The sequence below is a fragment of the Rhodococcus sp. WWJCD1 genome (assembly GCF_002258735.1).
Taxonomy (GTDB): Bacteria; Actinomycetota; Actinomycetes; order Mycobacteriales; family Mycobacteriaceae; genus Rhodococcoides.
In genome coordinates, this window is sequence record NZ_NOXY01000033.1 from 112531 (window position 1) to 132565 (window position 20035).

Annotated in this window: 22 protein-coding genes; 14 read left to right on the forward strand and 8 right to left on the reverse strand. The window is 64.0% G+C overall.

The window, feature by feature from the left end; all coding sequences use genetic code 11:
- Positions 1-16 precede the first annotated feature (16 nt).
- From CH286_RS26705 to CH286_RS26715, 3 genes are read right to left on the reverse strand one after another with little or no spacing between them, the layout of a single operon-like run.
- Positions 17-883, reverse strand: coding sequence for an MlaE family ABC transporter permease (locus tag CH286_RS26705; RefSeq protein WP_094610905.1), 867 nt, complete (start codon positions 881-883; stop codon positions 17-19).
- A gap of 1 nt (position 884) precedes the next feature.
- Positions 885-1694 carry an MlaE family ABC transporter permease gene (locus CH286_RS26710; protein ID WP_255182786.1) on the reverse strand — a complete coding sequence of 270 codons (810 nt, stop codon included), beginning with the start codon at positions 1692-1694 and terminating at the stop codon, positions 885-887.
- Positions 1695-1705: 11 nt separating this feature from the next.
- Positions 1706-2794 carry a ferredoxin--NADP reductase gene (locus CH286_RS26715; protein ID WP_094610978.1) on the reverse strand — a complete coding sequence of 363 codons (1089 nt, stop codon included), beginning with the start codon at positions 2792-2794 and terminating at the stop codon, positions 1706-1708.
- 114 nt (positions 2795-2908) lie between these two features.
- On the opposite strand from CH286_RS26715, the gene CH286_RS26720 reads away from it, so the two are divergent.
- The 8 genes from CH286_RS26720 to CH286_RS26755 all read left to right on the forward strand — a co-directional run bounded on the left by CH286_RS26720 (position 2909) and on the right by CH286_RS26755 (position 9217).
- Positions 2909-3916: an alpha/beta hydrolase gene (locus tag CH286_RS26720; protein ID WP_369597550.1), complete on the forward strand. Its 1008-nt coding sequence runs from the start codon at positions 2909-2911 to the stop codon at positions 3914-3916.
- Positions 3913-4791: an SDR family NAD(P)-dependent oxidoreductase gene (locus CH286_RS26725; protein ID WP_094610907.1), complete on the forward strand. Its 879-nt coding sequence runs from the start codon at positions 3913-3915 to the stop codon at positions 4789-4791. Before CH286_RS26720 ends, CH286_RS26725 begins: the two co-directional genes overlap by 4 nt.
- Before the next feature lies 1 nt (position 4792).
- Complete coding sequence (locus CH286_RS26730) at positions 4793-5713, forward strand: reductase (RefSeq protein WP_094610908.1); 921 nt, start codon at positions 4793-4795, stop codon at positions 5711-5713.
- Positions 5710-7233 carry a flavin-containing monooxygenase gene (locus CH286_RS26735; RefSeq protein ID WP_094610909.1) on the forward strand — a complete coding sequence of 508 codons (1524 nt, stop codon included), beginning with the start codon at positions 5710-5712 and terminating at the stop codon, positions 7231-7233. The genes CH286_RS26730 and CH286_RS26735 overlap by 4 nt, the downstream gene beginning before the upstream one ends.
- A 20-nt stretch (positions 7234-7253) precedes the next feature.
- Positions 7254-7490 carry a hypothetical protein gene (locus CH286_RS26740; protein WP_094610910.1) on the forward strand — a complete coding sequence of 79 codons (237 nt, stop codon included), beginning with the start codon at positions 7254-7256 and terminating at the stop codon, positions 7488-7490.
- 80 nt (positions 7491-7570) lie between these two features.
- Positions 7571-8305 (forward strand): MerR family transcriptional regulator, encoded by a 735-nt coding sequence (locus tag CH286_RS26745; protein ID WP_032405905.1) that lies wholly within the window; start codon positions 7571-7573, stop codon positions 8303-8305.
- Positions 8306-8384: 79 nt separating this feature from the next.
- Positions 8385-8591: a hypothetical protein gene (locus CH286_RS26750; RefSeq protein WP_032376182.1), complete on the forward strand. Its 207-nt coding sequence runs from the start codon at positions 8385-8387 to the stop codon at positions 8589-8591.
- A 50-nt stretch (positions 8592-8641) separates the two neighbouring features.
- Entirely contained in the window at positions 8642-9217 is a 576-nt protein-coding gene (locus CH286_RS26755; protein WP_094610912.1) for a YdcF family protein, read from the forward strand.
- A gap of 12 nt (positions 9218-9229) precedes the next feature.
- On the opposite strand, the gene CH286_RS26760 is transcribed toward CH286_RS26755, so the two are convergent.
- Both CH286_RS26760 and CH286_RS26765 read right to left on the reverse strand, forming a co-directional pair.
- On the reverse strand, positions 9230-9595 hold the full coding sequence (locus CH286_RS26760) for a CrcB family protein (RefSeq protein WP_032405513.1): 366 nt from the start codon (positions 9593-9595) through the stop codon (positions 9230-9232).
- Positions 9592-9987, reverse strand: a complete 396-nt coding sequence (locus CH286_RS26765) for a fluoride efflux transporter FluC (RefSeq protein WP_037146929.1) — start codon at positions 9985-9987, stop codon at positions 9592-9594. The genes CH286_RS26760 and CH286_RS26765 overlap by 4 nt, the downstream gene beginning before the upstream one ends.
- A 125-nt stretch (positions 9988-10112) precedes the next feature.
- Here CH286_RS26765 and CH286_RS26770 point away from each other — a divergent pair, with 125 nt between their 5' ends.
- The 3 genes from CH286_RS26770 to CH286_RS26780 are packed head-to-tail and all read left to right on the forward strand — an operon-like array spanning position 10113 to position 12743.
- A complete protein-coding gene (locus tag CH286_RS26770; RefSeq protein ID WP_371828296.1) occupies positions 10113-10448 on the forward strand; it encodes an STAS domain-containing protein in 336 nt (111 codons plus the stop codon).
- Between the two features lie 21 nt (positions 10449-10469).
- Positions 10470-10934, forward strand: a complete 465-nt coding sequence (locus tag CH286_RS26775; protein WP_052057768.1) for an ATP-binding protein — start codon at positions 10470-10472, stop codon at positions 10932-10934.
- Between the two features lie 21 nt (positions 10935-10955).
- Positions 10956-12743 carry an ABC transporter ATP-binding protein gene (locus tag CH286_RS26780; protein ID WP_037146926.1) on the forward strand — a complete coding sequence of 596 codons (1788 nt, stop codon included), beginning with the start codon at positions 10956-10958 and terminating at the stop codon, positions 12741-12743.
- Between the two features lie 4 nt (positions 12744-12747).
- Here CH286_RS26780 and CH286_RS26785 read toward each other — a convergent pair whose 3' ends face one another.
- Both CH286_RS26785 and CH286_RS26790 read right to left on the reverse strand, forming a co-directional pair.
- Positions 12748-13119 carry a hypothetical protein gene (locus CH286_RS26785; RefSeq protein WP_032376185.1) on the reverse strand — a complete coding sequence of 124 codons (372 nt, stop codon included), beginning with the start codon at positions 13117-13119 and terminating at the stop codon, positions 12748-12750.
- Positions 13120-13209: 90 nt separating this feature from the next.
- The gene (locus CH286_RS26790) at positions 13210-13719 is read right to left on the reverse strand and encodes an arsenate reductase/protein-tyrosine-phosphatase family protein (protein ID WP_080734186.1); all 510 of its coding nucleotides are present in this window, start codon (positions 13717-13719) and stop codon (positions 13210-13212) included.
- A 153-nt stretch (positions 13720-13872) separates the two neighbouring features.
- On the opposite strand from CH286_RS26790, the gene CH286_RS26795 reads away from it, so the two are divergent.
- Positions 13873-15234 carry an Hsp70 family protein gene (locus CH286_RS26795; RefSeq protein ID WP_052057766.1) on the forward strand — a complete coding sequence of 454 codons (1362 nt, stop codon included), beginning with the start codon at positions 13873-13875 and terminating at the stop codon, positions 15232-15234.
- 23 nt (positions 15235-15257) lie between these two features.
- Here CH286_RS26795 and CH286_RS26800 read toward each other — a convergent pair whose 3' ends face one another.
- A complete protein-coding gene (locus CH286_RS26800) occupies positions 15258-16196 on the reverse strand; it encodes an endonuclease/exonuclease/phosphatase family protein (RefSeq protein WP_094610980.1) in 939 nt (312 codons plus the stop codon).
- Between the two features lie 357 nt (positions 16197-16553).
- Here CH286_RS26800 and CH286_RS26805 point away from each other — a divergent pair, with 357 nt between their 5' ends.
- Together CH286_RS26805 and CH286_RS26810 are read left to right on the forward strand one after the other, a co-directional pair.
- Positions 16554-17558 (forward strand): DUF1839 family protein, encoded by a 1005-nt coding sequence (locus tag CH286_RS26805; protein ID WP_094610913.1) that lies wholly within the window; start codon positions 16554-16556, stop codon positions 17556-17558.
- Positions 17555-19993 (forward strand): beta-mannosidase, encoded by a 2439-nt coding sequence (locus tag CH286_RS26810; protein ID WP_094610914.1) that lies wholly within the window; start codon positions 17555-17557, stop codon positions 19991-19993. Before CH286_RS26805 ends, CH286_RS26810 begins: the two co-directional genes overlap by 4 nt.
- Positions 19994-20035: the final 42 nt, after the last annotated feature.

Genomic DNA, 20035 nt, shown 5'->3' on the forward strand with positions numbered 1-20035 from the left:
TCGAACATTCGCCGCCCTATCCCGAGATCCTGATGCCGGGATCGGATCCCCACATCGCAAGGGTCATCAAGGTATTGACGAAGATGACGACGATGATGCTGGTGCGAATGGCCTTGCCCGCCGCCACCCCGACACCCTCGGGACCGCCGGTCGCGTAGTACCCGTAGTAGCACTGGATGATCGTCGTGAGAAGAACGAAGACAACAGCTTTGGTCACCGAGTACAGGACGTCCTGGACCGAGAGGAACGAATGGAAATAGTGCAGGTACGTGCCGGCCGATTGGCCGCTCTGCACTCCGACCACGATCTGGGCGGTCAGGTAACTCGCGCTGAGGCCGAGGACGTAGAGCGGCAGAATCGCGATCACCGCAGCCATCATGCGGGTACTGACCAGATAGGCCAGAGGGTCGATCGCGAGTGACTCGAGCGCGTCGATCTCCTCACCGATGCGCATCGAACCGAGCTGTGCGGTGAATCGACAACCGGCCTGAGCGGCGAAGCCGATCGCGGCGATCAGGGGTGCCAGTTCGCGGGTGGTGCCGAACGCGGACACTGCCCCGGTCAACGGGCCCATGCCGAGAAGGTTCAATGCGGTGTAGCCCTCGATACCGACGGTGGCTCCGGCGAAGGCACCGAGGAGAACGATCACGCCGATAGTGCCGCCGCCGACGACAATGGCACCGTTTCCCCAGCTCACATCCGATAGCAGACGCCACAGCTCGGGTCGATATCGCCGCAGCGTGTAGGGCATCGAGCCCACGGATCGGCCGAGGAACGTCGCTTGGTGGCCCAGTGTGGCCAGGGCGTGTGTCGGTCCGGCCGCCATCGTCGTCGCCGTCGTGACGAGGGGTCGCAGTATCGGCGGTGTGTATCGGGTGGCCATGTCAGATCAACCGGGCCGGAAACACGATGGTGTACAGCTGGGTGAACAGAACGTTGACCGCGAAGAGCAAGATCACAGAACTCACCACGGCCGCATTGACCGAATTGGCCACACCGCCCGGTCCGCCCCTGGTGGTCAATCCCTTGTCGCAGGCCACTATTGCCACGATTGCGCCGAACACGACGGACTTGATCAGAGCCAGCACCAGATCACCGATGGTGGCGAAGGCCGCGAAGGTGCCCAGATAGCTACCCGGTGTACCTGATTGGACGAAGACATTGAACATGTAGCCGGTGATGAATCCGACGAAGCAGACGCTGCCGCACAGCAATACGCTGACCAACATTGCTGCGGCCAACCGTGGCACCACCAATCGTTGCAGCGGCGAGATCGCCATGACCTTCATCGCGTCGATCTCGTCTCTGATCGTGCGAGAACCCAAGTCGGCACACACCGCTGACCCGACGGCTCCTGCCATGAGCAATGCGGTCACCAACGGCGCACCCTGACGAATGATGCCGAGACCGTTCGCGGCCCCAGCGAACGACGTGGCACCTACCTGTCCTGCAATGGCACCGACCTGGACCGAGACGATCACGCCGAAAGGAATTGCCACCAGCAAGGTCGGAACGACGGACGTGCTTGCCATGAAGGCGCATTGGCGGATGAACTCGGTGAACGGGAACGTCCGGTGGACGATGTCCGAGGTCAGCGATCTACCCGCTCGGACGCCCATTCCCATCTGGCGGCCGAAAGTGGAGATCGCAACAGCGGGGTGCTGCCGAAGATACTTAGAGGCCGTGCGGCCCATCGCGTTGGGCATCAGCGGTCGAACACCGCACGAACGCTCGTGGAATCGGGCACGGACTGGCATGCCAATCGGACTCCGTGCTGCAGTTCGTGCTCGTCGAGCGTCTCGTTGGCGAGCATGATCACAGTGCCCTCGGTGAGCGTGTAAGCACATCCGCCGCAGGTTCCTTCGCGGCACACGTACGGCGGGTCGAGACCGAGCTCGAGAAGCCGATCGAGCAGCTTGGTATCCGCATTCCACGCGAACTCGGTCTCGATGCCGTCGATCTCGACCTGAGCGGTGACGGAGTTCGCACCCGATTCGTCGGACATCGTCACGTCGCCGGCCTGGAACGGATTGGAGTCGAAGGAGGAGAACACCTCTCGATGTGTTCTGTGCGCCGTCGGGCCGGTGCGGGCGAGCCACTCCTCGGCGACGTTCATGTACTGCGGCGGGCCGCAGAGGAAGGCCTCGCATTCTGCTGGAACGGCCGCGTCCAACGTGGCCAGTCCCGCCGCGGTGGGCAACCCCGAATCCGACGCGTACCAGTGGTGCACGTCGAGTCGATCGGGAAAGCGAGACTGCAATTCGGAGAGTTGGTCCGCGAAAATCACCGAGTCGCGGTTCTGGTTGGCGTAGACGAGAGTGATCCGGTTCTCGTGCCGCAACAGGGCAGTCTTGATGATCGACATCATCGGGGTGATCCCGCTGCCGGCTGCAATGAGGACGAAGTCGACGTCCCAGTTCTCGGGTCCGAACATGCCCGACGGCTTGAGTGCCTTCAGCCGCATTCCGCGAACGGCGTTGTTGTGCAACCAGTGTGACGCCAACCCGTCCGGGATTCGTTTCACGGTCACGGTGGGGTACCGGTCGCGGACCGGGGAGCTGGAGAACGAGTAGCAGCGGGCCACCGTGCCGCCGTCGGTGCACGGAATCTCGAGGGTGAGGAATTGCCCCGGCTCGTACCGAAAGTGTGCTTCTCGGTGCTCGGGGATCTCAAAGCCGAGTGAGATCGCATCCTCGGTTTCATGGGTCACCTCGGCGATCTCCAACTCGAAGATCCTGTCCTCGTGACCGATGGCAGACGCATCGAGGTCTGCCGGTGCTGCGCTCCTGAACATCGTCACGTACTCCCTCCTTACGCCTGGTTGTCTGTGTCGGTCGTCACTCTTGCACACTGGACCACTAATTAATAGACCATTGACAAATGGCGAATAGCGAGTGAAGGTGATGACGTGACTTCGACCACTCGCGACGACCATCTGCCGAACGGTGCATTCAGCGCCGGGTCCCGGCGAACCCGTCTGGCTGCCTTGATGACTCGGCTGACTCTGCGCCCGATGACGAACCTGCTCCCGACGTCCCGCAGCGGCATCGAGTTCTCCCGGCGCCTGGTCGCTACCTCGATGAACCTGTTCGGTCCCGTCCCCAAGGGCACGAGAGTGGACCTCGTGGCCGACGGCCCGGTTCGTGGCGAGTGGGTGCGTGCGCCCGGACTGACTCCGGGGCCACGCGTGATTCTCTACATCCACGGCAGCGCATATGTCATCTGCTCGGCGCGTACACATCGTGGTCTGACCGCACGATTGTCCAGGTCCACGGGCCTGCCGGTGTTCACGGTGGACTACCGACTGGCCCCCGAGCACCCCTTTCCAGCCGCGGCCGACGACCTCGAAGCCGCGTACCGCTGGTTACTGGGCCAGGGGTACGACGCAGCGAACATCGTCATCGCCGGGGACTCCGCCGGCGGACACCTGGCTGCCGACCTGATCATCGAGAACGACCGAACCGGGACCCCGCAACCGGGAGCGATGGTGCTGTTCTCACCGTTGATCGATCTCGACTTCGAGCTCTCGGCGCGGATGGAGCGCACGCGCAAGGACCCGATGATTTCAGCGAAGGCAGCGCGAGGACTCGTGGCGCTGTACACCGACGGCCACGATGCGAATCTCCCGCGTCTGCGGCTCGATCTCGCACTCGTGCGCAACTTTCCACCCACCCTGATCCAGGTGGGTGGAGCCGAGATGTTGCGAGGCGACGCTCGGCACCTGCACGCCATGATCGAGGCGGGAGGCGGACGGAGTGAACTCGAGATCTGGCCCGACCAGATGCACGTGTTCCAAGCTCTCCCGCGGCTGATCCCCGAGGCCGCTCACGCGCTCGAGCGTGCAGCCGAGTTCAGCACCCGCACACTCGACAACCAAGTAGTGCAACATGATTCGAAGGAACAGGTAAGTCGATGAGAAGCAAGACCGGAAAGCCCTCGTACGGGTCGAGAGCGGTAGTGACCGGCGCGGGCAGCGGTATCGGCCGGGCGTTCGCACTCGAACTGGCCCGACGCGGAGGCGTCGTGATGTGCGCTGATATCTCGTTGCCGCGCGCGCAGGAGACGGTAACGATGGTGAACGCCCTCGGCGGCACCGGATACGCCGTCGAGTGCGATGTGTCGGTACGCGAGAACGTCGAGGAACTGGCGCTTCGTGCCGGCATCGAATTCGACGGACCCACCACGGTGCTCATCAACAACGCAGGTGTCGGCATCGGCGGAAAGCCTGTCGGAGACATCGGCTTCGAGGACTGGAACTGGGCCCTGGGGATCAACCTGTGGGGCGTGATCCACGGCTGTGAGGCGTTCACTCCTGCGCTTCGAGCCGCCGGTGAGGGCGGAATCATCAACGTCGCCTCCGCTGCCGGCTTTGCTGCCGCACCGCTGATGGGTCCGTACAACGTCGGCAAGGCCGCAGTGATGAGCCTGTCGGAAACGATGGCGGCGGAACTGTCGGGTACCGGTGTGCGGGTATCGGTGCTGTGCCCCACGTTCGTCAAGACCAACGTTGCCGTCGACGGCCGGATCACCGCGAGCTCGTCCCGGCTGGCCGAGTTCGCGATGCGCTGGACCGGACGCTCTCCGGACAAGATCGCTGCCCGAACGCTCGACGCCTTCGACCGGGGCCGGCTCTACGTCGTGCCCCAGCTCGACGCCAAGGCCGTCTGGCGATTCAAGAGACTGCTGCCCGCGGTGTACGTGCGCTTTCTCGGATTGCTCAATCGTGTGATGCCCGCCGAGCAGGAGCCGGCGAAGAACGAATCCCTTACCTCGACAACCACAGGAGCCTGACATGGCAATGGATTTCGAAGACATGTTGACCAAGATCAAGGACCGTCAGTGGGCATTGGCGGACATCGATTGGGACGGCCCGGGAGCCGAGACCATCAGCCCCGAGCTGCACGCCAAGCTCAAGCCCTTCATGTCCGATCTGATGTGGATCGAGAACGTGGGTGCTCGCGGATTCGCAGCGATGGCGCTCAAGGCTCCGAACGAGACGCTGGCAGAGATCTATCGCTACTTCCACGCCGAGGAGCAGAAGCACGCCAACGCCGAGCTCGCTCTCATGCGGCGCTGGGGAATGCTCGACGGCGATCAGATGCCCGAGCCGAACATCAACGTCAAGCTCGTGATCGACTGGCTGGACAAGCACTCGGACGGGCTGTCCCTGGCCGTACTGGGCACCGTCATTCCGATGCTCGAGGTCGCGTTGGACGGTGCGCTGGTGAAGTTCATCATGGACGAGATCGACGACCCGGTGTGTCAGGCCGTGTTCAAGAAGATCAACTCCGACGAATCACGCCATCTCGCCGTCGATTTCGCAGTGATCGAGCTGCTCGGCCATTCCCGGATGCGCAAGATCCTGGTCGACACCGTCGGTGCCTGGATGAACCCGGCCCTCATCGTCGGCACACTGCGGTACATCCCGCTGCTGAACAAGATGCGTGACAACATCGTGGAGATGGGTGTCGACGAGGAGCGCCTGTACACCGCGATGAAGCGCTTCCGCAGTGTCGGTGAGCGTAGCCCGAAAGCGCTACGGGTACCGATGTATCGAATCGTGCAGTGGCACGGCAGCATTGTGATCAACCGCAAGCACCCATATCACCGCCTTGCGGACGGGCTGGTGAAATTGACTGGCCGGTACCCGGCCAAGACACTCAATTCCGAGCCCACCTGGGCCAAGGAACTGACCTACGAGCCCGTCGCATGAGCGAGTTCGACGTGCGCGAGGGTGTACTCGATGCCGTGATCGTCGGTGCAGGATTCGCTGGAATCGGTGCCGCTATCAGGCTGCGCAACAGCGGAATCGAGAATTTCGCCATTCTCGAACGCGGCAGCGCAGTCGGCGGAACCTGGCGCGACAACACCTATCCTGGCGCAGCCTGCGACATACCGTCCAGGTTGTACTCGTACAGTTTTGCCCCCAATCCGAACTGGTCGCACACGTACTCCGGTAGCGGTGAGATACTCGACTACATCCACACGATGGTGGGTGAGTTCGACATAGAGTCGCGTATTCGATTCGGACACAACGTAGTCGACATCATCTGGAACGAGGATTCCGGGCATTGGCACCTGAGCATCGACGGGCGCGCCGATGTTCGGGCGCGCGCGGTGGTGATGGCGTCGGGTCCACTGGCCAATGCCAGCCTGCCGAACATTCGCGGGATCGACACTTACGAAGGGCGCAAGATCCACAGTGCTCGGTGGGACCATGACTACGACTTCGAGGGCAAGAAGATCGCCGTCGTCGGAACCGGGGCTAGCGCGGTGCAGATCGTTCCCGAACTGGTGAAGATCGCCGACACGGTCAAGGTGTTCCAGCGCACGCCGGGTTGGACGCTGCCCCGAATGAACCGAAAGGTGCAGGCCGGCACCAAGCGTCGGTATGCACGGTTCCCACAGACTCAGACCCTGGCGCGTTCGCTGTGGTTCTGGGGCCACGAGTCCGTTGCCCTCGGTGTCGTGTGGAAGACCCCGTTGACACGCATCGTCGAATTGGTCGGGCGCGCCCATCTGCGTCGTCAGGTTCGCGATCCGTGGCTGCGGCGACAGCTGACACCCCGGTTCCGGGCCGGCTGTAAGCGACTGCTGATGACCAGCGACTACTACCCGGCACTGCAGAAGCCGAACTGCACGTTGGTGACCTGGCCGATTGCGACGCTCTCGCCCAAGGGCATTCGGACCGTGGAAGGCGTCGAGCATCAGTTCGATGCCATCGTCTTCGCGACGGGGTTCGACGTGTCCAACACCGGGACCCCCATTCCGATCACCGGACGCGACAGCCGCGTGCTGGCCGACGAATGGAGCGCAGGGGCCAAGGCGTACAAGAGTATTGCGGTCTCGGGCTACCCGAACATGTACTTCACCTTCGGTCCCAACTCCGGGCCTGGACACAGCTCTGCACTGGTGTACATGGAGGCTCAGATCGATTACATCGTCGAGGCGATCTCCCTGGTGCTCGAGGGAGATCTGCACAGCGCCGATGTGCGCCAGGACGTTCAGGATGCGTACAACGAGGAGATGCAGCGCAAACTGGCCAAGACGACCTGGAATTCCGGTTGCAGCAGTTGGTATCTCACCGAGGACGGCTTCAACGCCACCATGTTCCCCGGATTCGCCACCCAGTACGTCAACCAACTCAGAGGTGTCGAACAGGGCGACTTCACCATGGTTCCGCGCCGGGTCGACCTGCCGCGGGAACCGGCACGGGCCGTCGCCCACTCCTGAATCGCACGAAAGAAGCGACCATGGGATTTCTCCCCAAGAATCCGGCCGACTTGATCGGCCGGGCCGACAAGGCACTCGGTAACGTCGACGTAGTGCTCGGCCGTGTCGATGGAACTCTCGAAGAAGTGGCGGTGACATTGGCGAGGGTGCAAGAGGTGCTCACCCTGCTCGACGCCAAACTGGGTGCACTCGATCTGGTCGAAACCGTCGCACACCAAGTGAACGCATTGCACGAGAGCACGCTTCCGCTGCGATGACGTTCGGATCCGGCTTCCCCTTCCGCCGCGTGGTCGACGTATATCCTGTGGGTCGACGCGCGGCGGAGGTAGGGAGCTCGGTGGAATATCGAATCGACGACTTGGCTCGAGAGGCCAAGACGACCACTCGCAACGTGCGGGCGTACCAGGAACGTGGACTACTGCCGCCGCCCACGCTCCGAGGACGAGTCGGTATCTACGGTGACGATCACCTGACGCGGCTCAAGGTCATCGACTCGCTGCTCCAGCGGGGTTTCACCTCGGCGCACATTGCCGATTTTCTCGCTGGCTGGGAGCAGGGCAAGGACCTGGAAGAAATCCTGGGCCTGCAGGAAATCGTGACTCGCAAGTGGTCGTCGGCCGAGACCACGATCATTCCCGTCGAACTGATTGCGCAGTTTCTCGGTGAGGACAACGACGAGATCGTTGCCCGACTGATCGACGCGAAACTGATCAGGATCGACGGGGATCAGGCCGAGATCCTCGACCCCACTCTCCTCGAGGTGTTCGTCGATCTGAGCCAGTACGGCTTCACTCTCGAACAGCTGCTGGACCAGCACGAGCGGACCGCGTCGAAGATGAACGCCATCGCGGAGTCGATGGTGGGGAGTGTGACCGACCATCTGGCCGCGAGACACGGTCCGGGTTGGCTTCCCAAGTCCGGGGAGGTGGCCGAGACGACCGAGATGTTCGAGAAGATGCGTAGCCTGGCGATGAAATCTGCGCAGGCAGAGCTGGCTCGCGCCCTCGATCGCGTCCAGGAACAGGCATTGAGTGACTATCTGTCGCAGACACTGTCCAGACAGAACGAATGACTGCGGTTTGAGGACTGCGACAATCGGACATACGTAACTCTCGACAGCCGAACGGCGGCTGACCGCCTAAGGGGGCACCATGAGGTTCGTAACGTTGATCGTTCTCGTCTGGCTGATCATCGGCGCATTCGCGTCGTACCAGCGTGGAGATTTCGAGAGCGCACCCGACAACTGCGCGGGCGCGGGCACCATCGCCCTGACCGTTGTCGCGGGACCGCTCAACTACTTCGGGGTCAACCCCGAGGTCACCGATTGCAACGTGACCGTCCCGCAGCCGAGTGAGTGATTCGAGTCTCTGACCGCGCGTACACGGAACACCTTCCTTAACCTGGTGAGGTGTTCCGTGGACGCTTGTTGCTGCTTCTCGCCTTCGCGATCCCGGTTGTATTGGTGTCGCTGGTGGGCGTGGGCGGATACGTCGCGTTCACCAAAGCCCGCGTCGATCCGCTGACCACCGCCGATGCCATCGTGGTACTCGGCGGCGAGCACGACGGCCGCGAGGCCTACGGCATTTCTCTCGCCCAGCAGGGTCTGGCGAAGACGGTGGTGCTCTCCGACCCGTACGGATCCAGCGACCCCACCATGAAGAAGGCCTGCGCGGCGTCCACGGCCGAGTTCGAGGTGCTGTGTATTCCGCCGACTCCGTCGACCACGCGCGGAGAGGCGATGTTCACCGAGGAGCTCGCCCGCGAGCGCGGGTGGAACCACGTCATCGTCGTCACGTGGCGCTACCACCTACCCCGCGCCCGGTACATCTTCGACCAGTGCTTCGACGGCACCGTCACGATGCGTCCGACGCCACGCGCCTACGACTTCTCCCTCGTCGAATGGGAGTTCACGTACCTCTACCAAATTGCGGGGTTCGTCAAGGCCGGCGTGCAGGGGTCGTGCCAGGACTCGGCGGGCGACTGACCCCGATGGGGCTCAGACGATCTTGTAGTAGAGCGTGACGCCCGACTTCCAGGCCAGGAATCCGAACATCGCCGCAGCGATACCTCCCACGACATTCGCGGCGAAGAAGGTTGCCGCGCTCCGGTACCGCCGCCGTCGGGCGAGTCCGATCGTGACCGATGCCAGTGCCGCCATCGGAGCCACCGAGGCCAGGAAGCCGACGCCGACCACAGACCTGAGAGCGTCCGGTGGATCGATCGCGAACACCAGCCCCAGCGCTGCGCATGCCATGAGATTCAGCGCGGACAACCGGCGGCGAGACGTGATCGCGAACGAGAACACGAACTGGAGGAGTGCTGCCAGTCCGCCCCCGACCGCCACGAGGACGATGGTCGTCATCGGATACTCGGTCTGGTTACAGCTGCGCCGATGGCCATGGCGATCAATGCGATCACGGGAGTCAACACGAGGTAGACCACCGAGTTCCAGGCACCGCGGTGCGTCACCGCCTGGAGCGCGTACAGGCTGAAGGTGGTGAACCCGCATGCCAGTCCGAACACTCCGGCGCGGGCAATCGGGGCCGATCGTCCCGACAGATAACCCAGGGCGGCTCCGACGACGAGGCAGCCGAACACATCGACACCGAACGTGCTCATCAACAGCCATCGCGGCGTGAAGCGCCACGTCCACACCTCGTACCGCATCGCCGCACCCACCGCACCGCCGACAGTGGCCGCGAGGTACTCACCGATCGATCGACGGCGGTCCGTTCCCTGCAGTCCCTCGATCACCGAAGCGAGCCTAATGGGAGTCGAGCAACTCGGCCGATCGGAAGAATGTCGGCCAGGGTGGACCAGGGTAAAGTCGCCGTGTGACTGTGGACGACATGGGCCTCGGGCCCCAGCACTTCGATGTGATCGTGGAATGGCGTGATCAGGATGTGGTTCTGGCCGTGTCCGGTGAACTGGATCTGGTGACCGCTCCCGACTTGTCCGAGTCGGTTGCTCTCGTGCTCGAGAAGTCGCCGACGGCGATGGTGATCGATCTCAGCAACGTGGGATTTCTCGCGTCCGCCGGTATGTCGCTGTTGGCGTCCACCCATCAGCAACTCGGCGGCGAGGCCGGGTTTGCGGTGGTCGCAGAGGGTCCGGCCACCGGTCGTCCACTCACTCTGGTCGGTCTGGACGAGGTGTTCGGTATCTATGCAACGGTCGACGAAGCTTTTGTTGCACTTCGTAAGGGTAGATCCTGAACTTTTGGGTAGACGGGACTCATGATGGCGACACTCTCCGGAGGTGACGACTCACGTTCCGACAGTTCGATCTCGACGGCAGGCACGCGAATGAAAGAACTGCTGTTCACCGGCGAGCCTGCCGACGCTGATCGAGCGTCGGCTATTCGTCGTGAGCTCGGTGAGTGGTTGGACAGCGTGGGCGTCGATCCGGATCGTGCTTACGACGTGGTGTTGGCAACGTACGAGGCGATAGCGAACAGCGTCGAGCACGCGTACCGGGATCATGCCGATCGCGGGACTCTCGATATCCGAGTGTTGTGGGTGGCGGACGGTCGGATCGATGTGAAGGTTGTCGACCGCGGGGATTGGGCGTCGCACAACTCCGATCCGAATCGCGGGCGCGGAGTCCCGCTGATGCGAGCATTGGCCGACAGCGCGGCGGTCACCTCGGATCAGAACGGCACGACGGTTCACATGATCTGGGATGCGATCCGTAGCACCTGATTCCTCCGGCACACTGGTGGCATGGTCGACATGCAGATCGCTACAGCGGAGAAGAAGAAGATAACTCTCCCCAACCTTCGTGTGCTGTGGCAGTTCGTTCGACCGCACAGCCGCACCCTTGCGCTCGGAATGACCCTCGGTCTCGTCGGAACGGGGGCCGCCCTTGCTACGCCGATGGTCGCGAAGGGAGTGCTCGACGGCCTCGGCACCGATGCCTCACTGATCTGGCCGATTCTGCTGCTCGTCGGTTTGCTCGTAGTGGGGTCGGTGGTGCTGTACTTCCAGTGGATCGTCCTGGGGGTGTTGGCCGAACGCATCGTTCTCGACGCCCGCAAGTCCATCGTTCGCAAGTACTTCGGAGCCACTGTCGGCAGTCTCGGCACGCGGCCCACCGGCGAGCTCGTCACCAGAGTCACCTCCGACACCGTTTTGCTGCGTGAGGCGGCGTCGAATGCGTTGGTGGGCATCGTGAACAGTGTGGTGGGCTTGGTGGGCGCACTGATTCTGATGGCAGTTCTCGACCTCGTTCTGCTCGGTGCGATCGCGACGGCCATTATCGCGATCGCGGTTCTGTTCTCGCGTCTGATGCCGCCGATTGCCGTGGCGCAGCGGCAGTCTCAGGAAGCAGTGGGTCGGTTGGGTGGAATCCTGGACGGCACCCTGCGGGCAATCCGCACGGTCAAGTCGAGCAGGGCCGAGACCCGCGAATCGGAGCGGGTGATCTCCGAGGCACGCACGTCGGCTCAGCACAGCGTGCGAGCGGTGAAGATCTCGGCACTGGCGTGGACGTTCGCCGGTGGCGGTGTTCAATTGGCCATCATCGGGATCCTCGGTCTCGGCGGCTATCGAGTCAGCACCGGAGCGCTCGCGGTGTCGAGTCTGATTGCGTTCCTGCTGTACGCATTTCAAGTGATGGGCCCGGTCCAGACCCTGGCCACCAACATCACCGCGCTGCAGGCCGGAATGGCGGCGGCTGCGCGTATCCGCCAGATAGACGATCTGGTGACCGAGGTGGGCGTGGAAGGCGCAGCGAACTCGACGAGAACCGACTCGGTTTCACCCGCCCTCGAATTCCGCAGCGTCACAGCACGCTACGCGCCCGGTCGAGAACCCGCCGTGCACGGCATCGATCTCGAGGTGCCGGCACGTGGACACACGGCGATCGTGGGCCCGTCCGGTGCAGGCAAGACGAGCGTGTTCTCGTTGATCCTGCGTTTCCTCACGCCCGAGAGCGGTGAGATTCGGCTCGGTGGCACGCCCTACGACAACCTGACCATCGACGAGGTGCGATCCCGACTGTCCTACGTGGAGCAGGAGACACCGGTGATCCCCGGGTCGATCCGAGACAACCTGCTGTTCAGCCACCCCGAGGCCAGTGAGGCCGACATCTGGGCGGCACTCGAGTCTGTGCACCTGGACTCGACCATTCGTGCGTTGGACGACGGGTTGGACACCGATCTGATCGGCTCGACCGTCTCCGGCGGTCAGCGTCAACGAATCGCGTTGGCACGAGCCATCGTTCGTCGGCCCGAGATTCTTCTGCTGGACGAGGCCACGGCACAGGTCGACGGTCGCACCGAGGCGGCCATCCACGAGGTGATTCGAGCCATTGCGTCGGAAGCCGCCGTCGTCACCATCGCGCACCGGCTGTCCACCGTGCTCGATGCCGACACGATCCTGGTGATGGAGGACGGAGTGGTCCGCGCTCGCGGCACTCACGAGGAACTGATGAACTCCGATTCGCTGTACCGAGAACTGGTGGCTGCGTTGCGAATCGGCGACGCCACCGCGCTGCCGACCCCGAGTTGACCAGCTAGCGTCCGGAACCGGACTCCGTGGTGGTGGTCTCGTCGTCCGACTCGTCCTCGGACGTGGTGGTCGTTCGGTCGGCACCGGTCGTGCGACGCGAGCTCCGCGTCGTCGTCTCGGACCGATCCGGAGTGGTCGTCGTGGGACGAGCCGTGGTGGGCACCGCAACCTGCCACGTGGGGGACGGAGGCACGACGACGATGGTCGAGCTCGGCGACGACACGACCGAGCTCAGGTTGTCCGACTTCAGTGCGGGTGGACGCACCGTCTGACTCGTGTCGTCGAACGCACCGCCCAGAGCACCGATGGTCAATCCGACGGCGATGGCCACTCCCGCGCTTGCCACTGCTGCCAACGCGATGACCTTGTCGCGCATGCACAGACCCTAACGCCGTGGCCGAACCCGGATGGTCGGCAATGATGCGAGAACGTTACCTCAGCGAGCGAAGCGGTGAGGGGTGGACGTTCATTGCGGCGTCAACCGCAGCACGGTGGGCAACGCGTCCGCGATCAGTTCTCCGGCCAGCTCGTACTCCGAGGGCTCACGGCGGTACGGATCTCCGATGTCCAGAGTGTCGACCCGATGCACCGCCCGCGCATCCGCGAGAGCCGCAATCGACTGTGCACCCGACGCAGCGGCCAGGCCGGATGCTTCGAGGAGGGTGAATGTCCGACGCATCTGCCGCGGTGCGAGGGCCAGAACGGCGTCGCGATGGGCGGACGTCATCGTCAGGACCAGGTCTGCGTCGGCGGCGATCGCCGGGGTGAGGCGTCGGGCAACAAAACCGTCCGGATCGCCGCCGAGCTGAGTCAGCACCATCGCCGCCGTCGGGTCCATGGCGTGACCGGTCAAACCCTGGGTTCCGGCGCTGCTCGCAGTCACATCGAAGCCGCCTTCGTGGGCGAATGCGGCAGCGAGTCGCTCGGCCGTCGGAGATCGGCAGATGTTCCCGGTGCAGACGAACAGAACGCGCATGCGGCAACTGTAATGGTGTGGTCGACGCGAGATGTTGCGTCCACTGGGGCGCAGTCGCGGGACGCGCTACAGTGTGCCTTCGGGGGGATCGAGACTGGTTCGTGACATCGGGTCTCGGCGTGTGTTCACGGGGAAATCGACAAGAGGCGGGTAATGACCGAAGTTCTCGGTGTGTCGGTGGGAGCCAGTGCGGTGCGCATGGCTCGCCCTGACGCGCGCCCGCAGAATTCGGGTCGTCTGGGTTTTCACCACGACACCGTCGACGCTTACTGGGATCGCGCCGAGGAGTTGGCGGCCGAGTCGATCGGGGTGGTGCTGTCGCAACCGGGTGACGGCGGCCCCGTGCAGGCAACCGGAGTGGCGTACCGCGACCAGCAGCAGTTCGGTGAGATCCAGCAGGCGATGGCGAGCCAGCGGCTCTACAACTACCGGCTGGTGCCCGAGGCGCGTGCGGCGTTGCAGTATCTGGAGGCATCGGGCGAACTGGGCCACTTCGGCACGATCGGGCTCTACGACCTCGGTAGCTCCGGGTTGACGATAAGCGTCATCGACCGCGGCACCGGCCAGGTGCTGCTGGCCGAGCGCACCATCGACATCAGTGGGGACGACTTCGATCGGCTCATCTCGGACAACCAGCTCGCCAAGCAAGGCGTCGACATTGCCGACAATCAGGAACTGAGCCAGTTCACCGCGCGGTGCCGCGTGGCCAAGGAGCAGCTGTCGACCAGTGGCGCGGTGTGCCTGCCCGGTGACGGCGGCGTCATTCTGATCTCTCGTGAGGCGTTCGAGTCGCTGGTCACCGTTCCGATCGAGTACTCGGCTCGGTTGGTGCGCGACGTCATCGGGCGGTCACCCAAGCACGTCGACGCTCTTGTCCTCATCGGTGGCGGAGCGCGTATTCCGCTGGTGGAGTCGATTCTCAGCGCGTGGATCGGCCTTCCTGTCATCACCCCCGCAGATCCGGAATCCGTCGCTGCCCGCGGAGCGGCACTGCTGGCGACTCCGGTTGCGGACGCGCCGCGTCAGCCCACTCCGGCCCCGGGCGTTCGGCAGTCGTCGTCCGAGCCCGCATCGTTGTCGGGAGCTCCGGATTGGTTGAGCCCCGATCCCGCGACCGACAAGCCGGCCGACTCCAAGCGCAAGGTCCGCGGCGCGGTGCTCGTCGCGGGCGGTCTCGTTGCCGTTGCCGCGCTCGGCTTGTCTCTCGGGTACGGCGGTGGTTCGACACAGCCGACGAGCGCTCCAGCGGAAACGACCGCTCCGATCACGGCGGTGCCCACCACGCCGAGAACAACGGTTCCGCCCACCACGGCGCCACCCACCACTACCACGGTGCCGCCCACGACCGAGGCCGCCCAGGCTCCGGCGCGCACCTATTCCGAGCCGGAATACGATCCGCCGGCTGCACCCGCGCCCGCACCCGCCCCGGCACCGCTGATCCCCGGCCTTCCTCAGATTCAGCTTCCGCAGATCCAGTTGCCGGCACCACCGGTCATCCAACTGCCGCGCTTCTAGCCCGCTTCGGCGTCAGGCCGCGATCAGGGCAGCTGCAACTCGGCGAGAACCGCCAGGTGATCGCTCTCGGGGATCGCGAGCGGCTGGACCGACAGGGCACGAACGGAATCGCTTGTCACCACATGATCCAGGCGGGCCAGTGGGCGCTCCGAAGGGAACGTGCGGAACAGGCCCGAGCCCGCTGCGTCGGCCGCGTCGGAGAACGGAGTCGACGCCAACGTTCGGAACTGCCGGTGATCGTTGGTGGCGTTGAAGTCTCCGGCAACAATTGCGGTGTCCTGGTAGGTCTCCATGATCGACCGCATCCTGGCCAGGTCGGCATCCCATTCGGCGGTGTGCCTGGGTGTTGCCGGCGACATCGCATGGAACGAGACGAGAGTCAGATCCTGCCCGTCGACGGTGGTTTGGGCCTGTACCGGCACGAAGCCGAAGTTGTCGAGACGGGTGCCCTCGGTCAGTGGGGTGCGGCTCCACAGGCCGGTGCCGTCGGCCACCGGCAGAGCTGCGGTGAAGGAGAACGGGAGTAGTTGGTCGATACCCGCAGCCTGCAGATCGGTCACTTCCTCGGGTGTCAGTTCCTGGACGGCGAGGATGTCGACATCGTGGTCACGGACGGCGTCGACGATGGCTGCAGCGTCGGCGTCCCCATGCGCGACGTTGACGGTCAACAGGGACAGCTCGGGGCCGGAGTTGTCCGGCCCGTCGGCCAGGAACATCGGCACCTGCACTCCGACGACAGCGATGGTGAGCAGCACAGCGACTGCCGACCCGACGCGGGCGCGGGCAGCGGCGAAGAGGATCACTGCGGCGAGGGAGGCCACGCCCAGATACGGAGCTCCGACTACCAGCGCCACGAAGGAGATCTCGGTCACTCCGACTTGCCGGATGACGAACATTCCGAGGGTCACGGCGACCAGAGCCCAGCCGACGACCTGCGCTGCGGTGCGAATGAAACGGCGCATCGCCGCGGTACCTCCTGTTGCGTGCCCGAGTTGGGCATGGATGTGTCTGGTGTTGTCTACACTCGGCATGTGCCCAGCTCAGAGCCGATATGCAAGTGCCATCACGAACAAGCTGCGCACCGGCATTACCGGCGTGGAACCAACTGTTCGCTGTGTGACTGCCCTCGTTTTCGGGGTCCGATACCGCTTCTGTCGAGATGGTGGCCCAGAAAATAGTTCGCCGGACAAAAACAATCTTACCGTCCGATCCTGTGCGAATAATAAATCCAGTCGATAGGATTAGAGGCCTGGATACAGGCAATACGGACAAATGCGGCTCGGGGACCGTCCGACATTCGATCCGGTAGGAGAGGCTTCATGTCGAACGATGCAGTGCTGGACAGGCTCGGAACCGGATTACGGGTCCTCGAGCTGGACCCCATCACGTACCGACCGCACCCGATTCACAACCACGACCGCATCTGGACCGAAACCAACTGTTACGTCGATCTCTGGATAGAGGTTCTGCACTCTCTCGGCGCGGATCCCACTCCCGCTCTGGCGTTCGTGCTCAGCGCCGGGTGCGACGGCAGGCAATGGGACTTCGTGAAGATCATGCCCGAGGACCTGCGCACCCTCTACGGCATCGACGTGGCTGAGATGAACGTGTGGCGGCCCGTGCTCGAGCATGTGGTCGAGGGTCTGAACGACGGCATCCACGTTACCGTCGAAGTCGACGGCTTCTGGCTGCCCGACACCGCAGGCACCAGCTACCGAAACCAACACACCAAGACCACCATCGTGCCGAACCTCGTCAACCGCGAGGACAAGGTGATGGGGTACTTCCACAATCGCGGGTACTTCGATCTCACCGGGGCCGACTTCGACGGGATCTTCAACCTCGCTCCCGAACCGCATGCCGAGGTGTTGCTGCCCTACGTCGAGCAGATCCGCGTGGACTCTGCGGTACTCGATGCCGGATTCGGTGATCGAGACCTCGACGTCGCTCGCGCGCACCTGGCACGGCGGGCACCGGGAAACCCGGTCGACGCGCTTGCTCGGCGCATCGTGGCCGACATTCCGCTCGTCCAAACCGCCGGGCCCGACGCATTCCACCTGTGGTCGTTCGGACTGCTCCGCCAATTCGGAGCCACCGCGGAGCTCGCGGCGAATTACGTCGAATACCTCGACGGCCGCGGCGCGCCCGGTGCTGCCGCGGCAGCACCACACTTCCGCGATGCCGCCTCCGGTGCCAAAGCCGTGCAATTCCGAATGGCACGCGCCGCACGTGGCCGAGACGTCGTGCTCGACGAGCCGCTGATCGAGATGAGCAAGAACTGGGCGGCAGCCATGGATCTCGTTGCAGGCGCAGTGGGCACGTGATCGATCTGCTCGACGGCGCTCGGTGGCAGCTGGCCAGAACCGACGCCGGCTCCGTTCTCGACCCCGGTGATCTACCCGCCGATCTGGAGTGGATCGATGCGGAGGTGCCAGGAACGGTGGCGTCGGCCCTCGGCGCGTCGCTTTCCGGAGTGAACCCGGACGATCACGACTGGTGGTTCGTCGCGGAGGTCTCCACCGCCGACCACCGTCGGGTGCGAGTGACGTTCGGCGGCATCGCAACTCGTGCCCAGATCTGGATCGACGGCAGCCACCGCCGAACGGTGACGTCGATGTTCGTTCCCGAGATCGTCGATCTGACCGAATGCGGCCCCACAGTTCGTATTGCCCTGCACGTCGAATCGCTTGCTGCGCAACTGAAGTCCCGACGGCCACGCGGTCGATGGCGATCGTCGTTGATTGCAGCGCAAGGGCTTCGGCACGAGCGCACGACGATGCTCGGCCGGGCACCCGTGTACGGGCCCCTTCCGATCGCCGTCGGACCATGGCGTCCGGTGTCGATGACGCCGATTCCCGACGTCCGTCGCATCGAATTGTCGACGGCTGTGTCCGGCACCGACGGCATCGTGGTTCTGCGCGCCGAGCTGGATTCGCCACGAGACGTGCGAATCGTGATCGACGACACCATGTCCTCGGTTCACACAGTCGAGCTCGGCACGGTCGAGCACATCGATTCGACTCTGACATTGCCGGATGTCGAACTCTGGTGGCCGCACACGCACGGCGGACCGCGAATGTACCGGGTGGCGCTCGAGATCGACGGCACCGTTCATCGCATGGGGGTTGTCGGGTTTCGTACGGTGGAGCTGGACCGCACCGCGGGCGGCGCGCAACTCGTGGTCAACGGAGCGGACGTGTTCTGCCGAGGTGGAACGTGGACACCGCTGAATCCGGTGCGGTTGTGGTCCTCGGAGGCAGAACTGCGTGCCGCGCTCGAACAGCTCCGATCCGCGGGTCTGAACATGGTGCGGGTGGTCGGCACCCTGGTGTACGAGCAGCCCGAATTCTGGTCGCTGTGCGCAGAACTGGGCATCATGGTGTGGCAAGACCTCATGTTCGGCACCGTCGACCCGCCCACCGACGAGACCTTCACGGCGTCGGTCACCCGCGAGCTCGACGCGTTGGCCGATACTGTGTCGGCGAACCCCGCCCTGATGGTCGTCAGTGGGGGAAGCGAGACGCAGCAGCAACCGACGATGCTGGGGCTTGCCGCCGACGATCAGCGAATGGAGATGCTGGACAGCGTTGTTCCCGACTTTCTGGCCGGTCGCCTGCCCGCGGTGGCGTATGTGACATCGAGCCCGTCCGGTGTGCAGGGGGAATTGCACACGCATGTGGGCGACGGTATCGCCCACTACTTCGGGGTCGGCGGCTATCTCCGCCCGTTGTCCGATATCCGCACCGCCGGTGTACGTTTCGCGGCAGAGTGTCTGGCTTTTGCCGTTCCTCCGGAGCGAGCGTCGGTGGAGAGGTTCTTCGGGTCCGCCGCAGTTGCCGGCCACCACCCGGAATGGAAAGCTGCCGTTCCACGCGATCGCGGCTCGTCCTGGGATTTCGAGGACGTGCGAGATCACTACGTACGCAGCATCTTCGGAGTCGATCCTCATCTGATTCGCCGGGACGACGCCGAGCTGTACCTCGATTACGGCAGGGCCGCGACGGTCGAAGCGTTCACGGAAGCATTCGGCCATTGGCGTCGGGCGTCCTCGGGGTGCGCCGGTGCCCTGGTGCTCACGTTGCGGGATACGGTTCCCGGTGCCGGCTGGGGCATAGTCGATAGCGCCGGTGTACCGAAAGCGCCCTTCTACGCATTGGCGCGGGCGAGCACGCCGGTGGCCCTACTGTTGTCCGACAACGGACTCGACGGTTACTCGGTGGAAGTGGCCAACGACGGCCCGGCGCGCACGGGCACGGTTCGAGTGGTGCTGCACGCGTCTCGGGGCAGTCACGAATTCGAGCAGTCGGTGAAGGTGGGCACGAATTCCTCGGTGGCGCTGACGGTGGACTCCATCGTCGGCACGTTCACCGACGTCAATCATGCTTACCGCTTCGGCCGTCGAACATACTCCGCCGTCACCGCCGCATTCCTGGACGCCAGTGGGGTGGAGGTGACGCGAACCACCGTCCTCGTCGGCCGGCAGGCCCGTCAGAACTCTGTCGGCTTGTCCGCCGAGGTCACCGAAAAGCATTTCGGTACATGGGAATTGACGGTCAGATCCGAGTGGGCAGCGCAGCACGTCTGTGTCGACATCGAGAATTTCCAGGTGTCCGACTCGTGGTTCCACCTGGCACCGAACGAACCCCGGACGTTGACTCTCGTCGGTGTGGGGGCGACTGCACCACGTGGGCATGTGCGTGCGCTGAACTCCGTGGAGCGGGCCTCGGTGGCACCGACGGTCGTGAACAGAACTTCGTAGTGGACTACGAATTCAGTCCATGGCCCAAGCCGCGCACGTGCC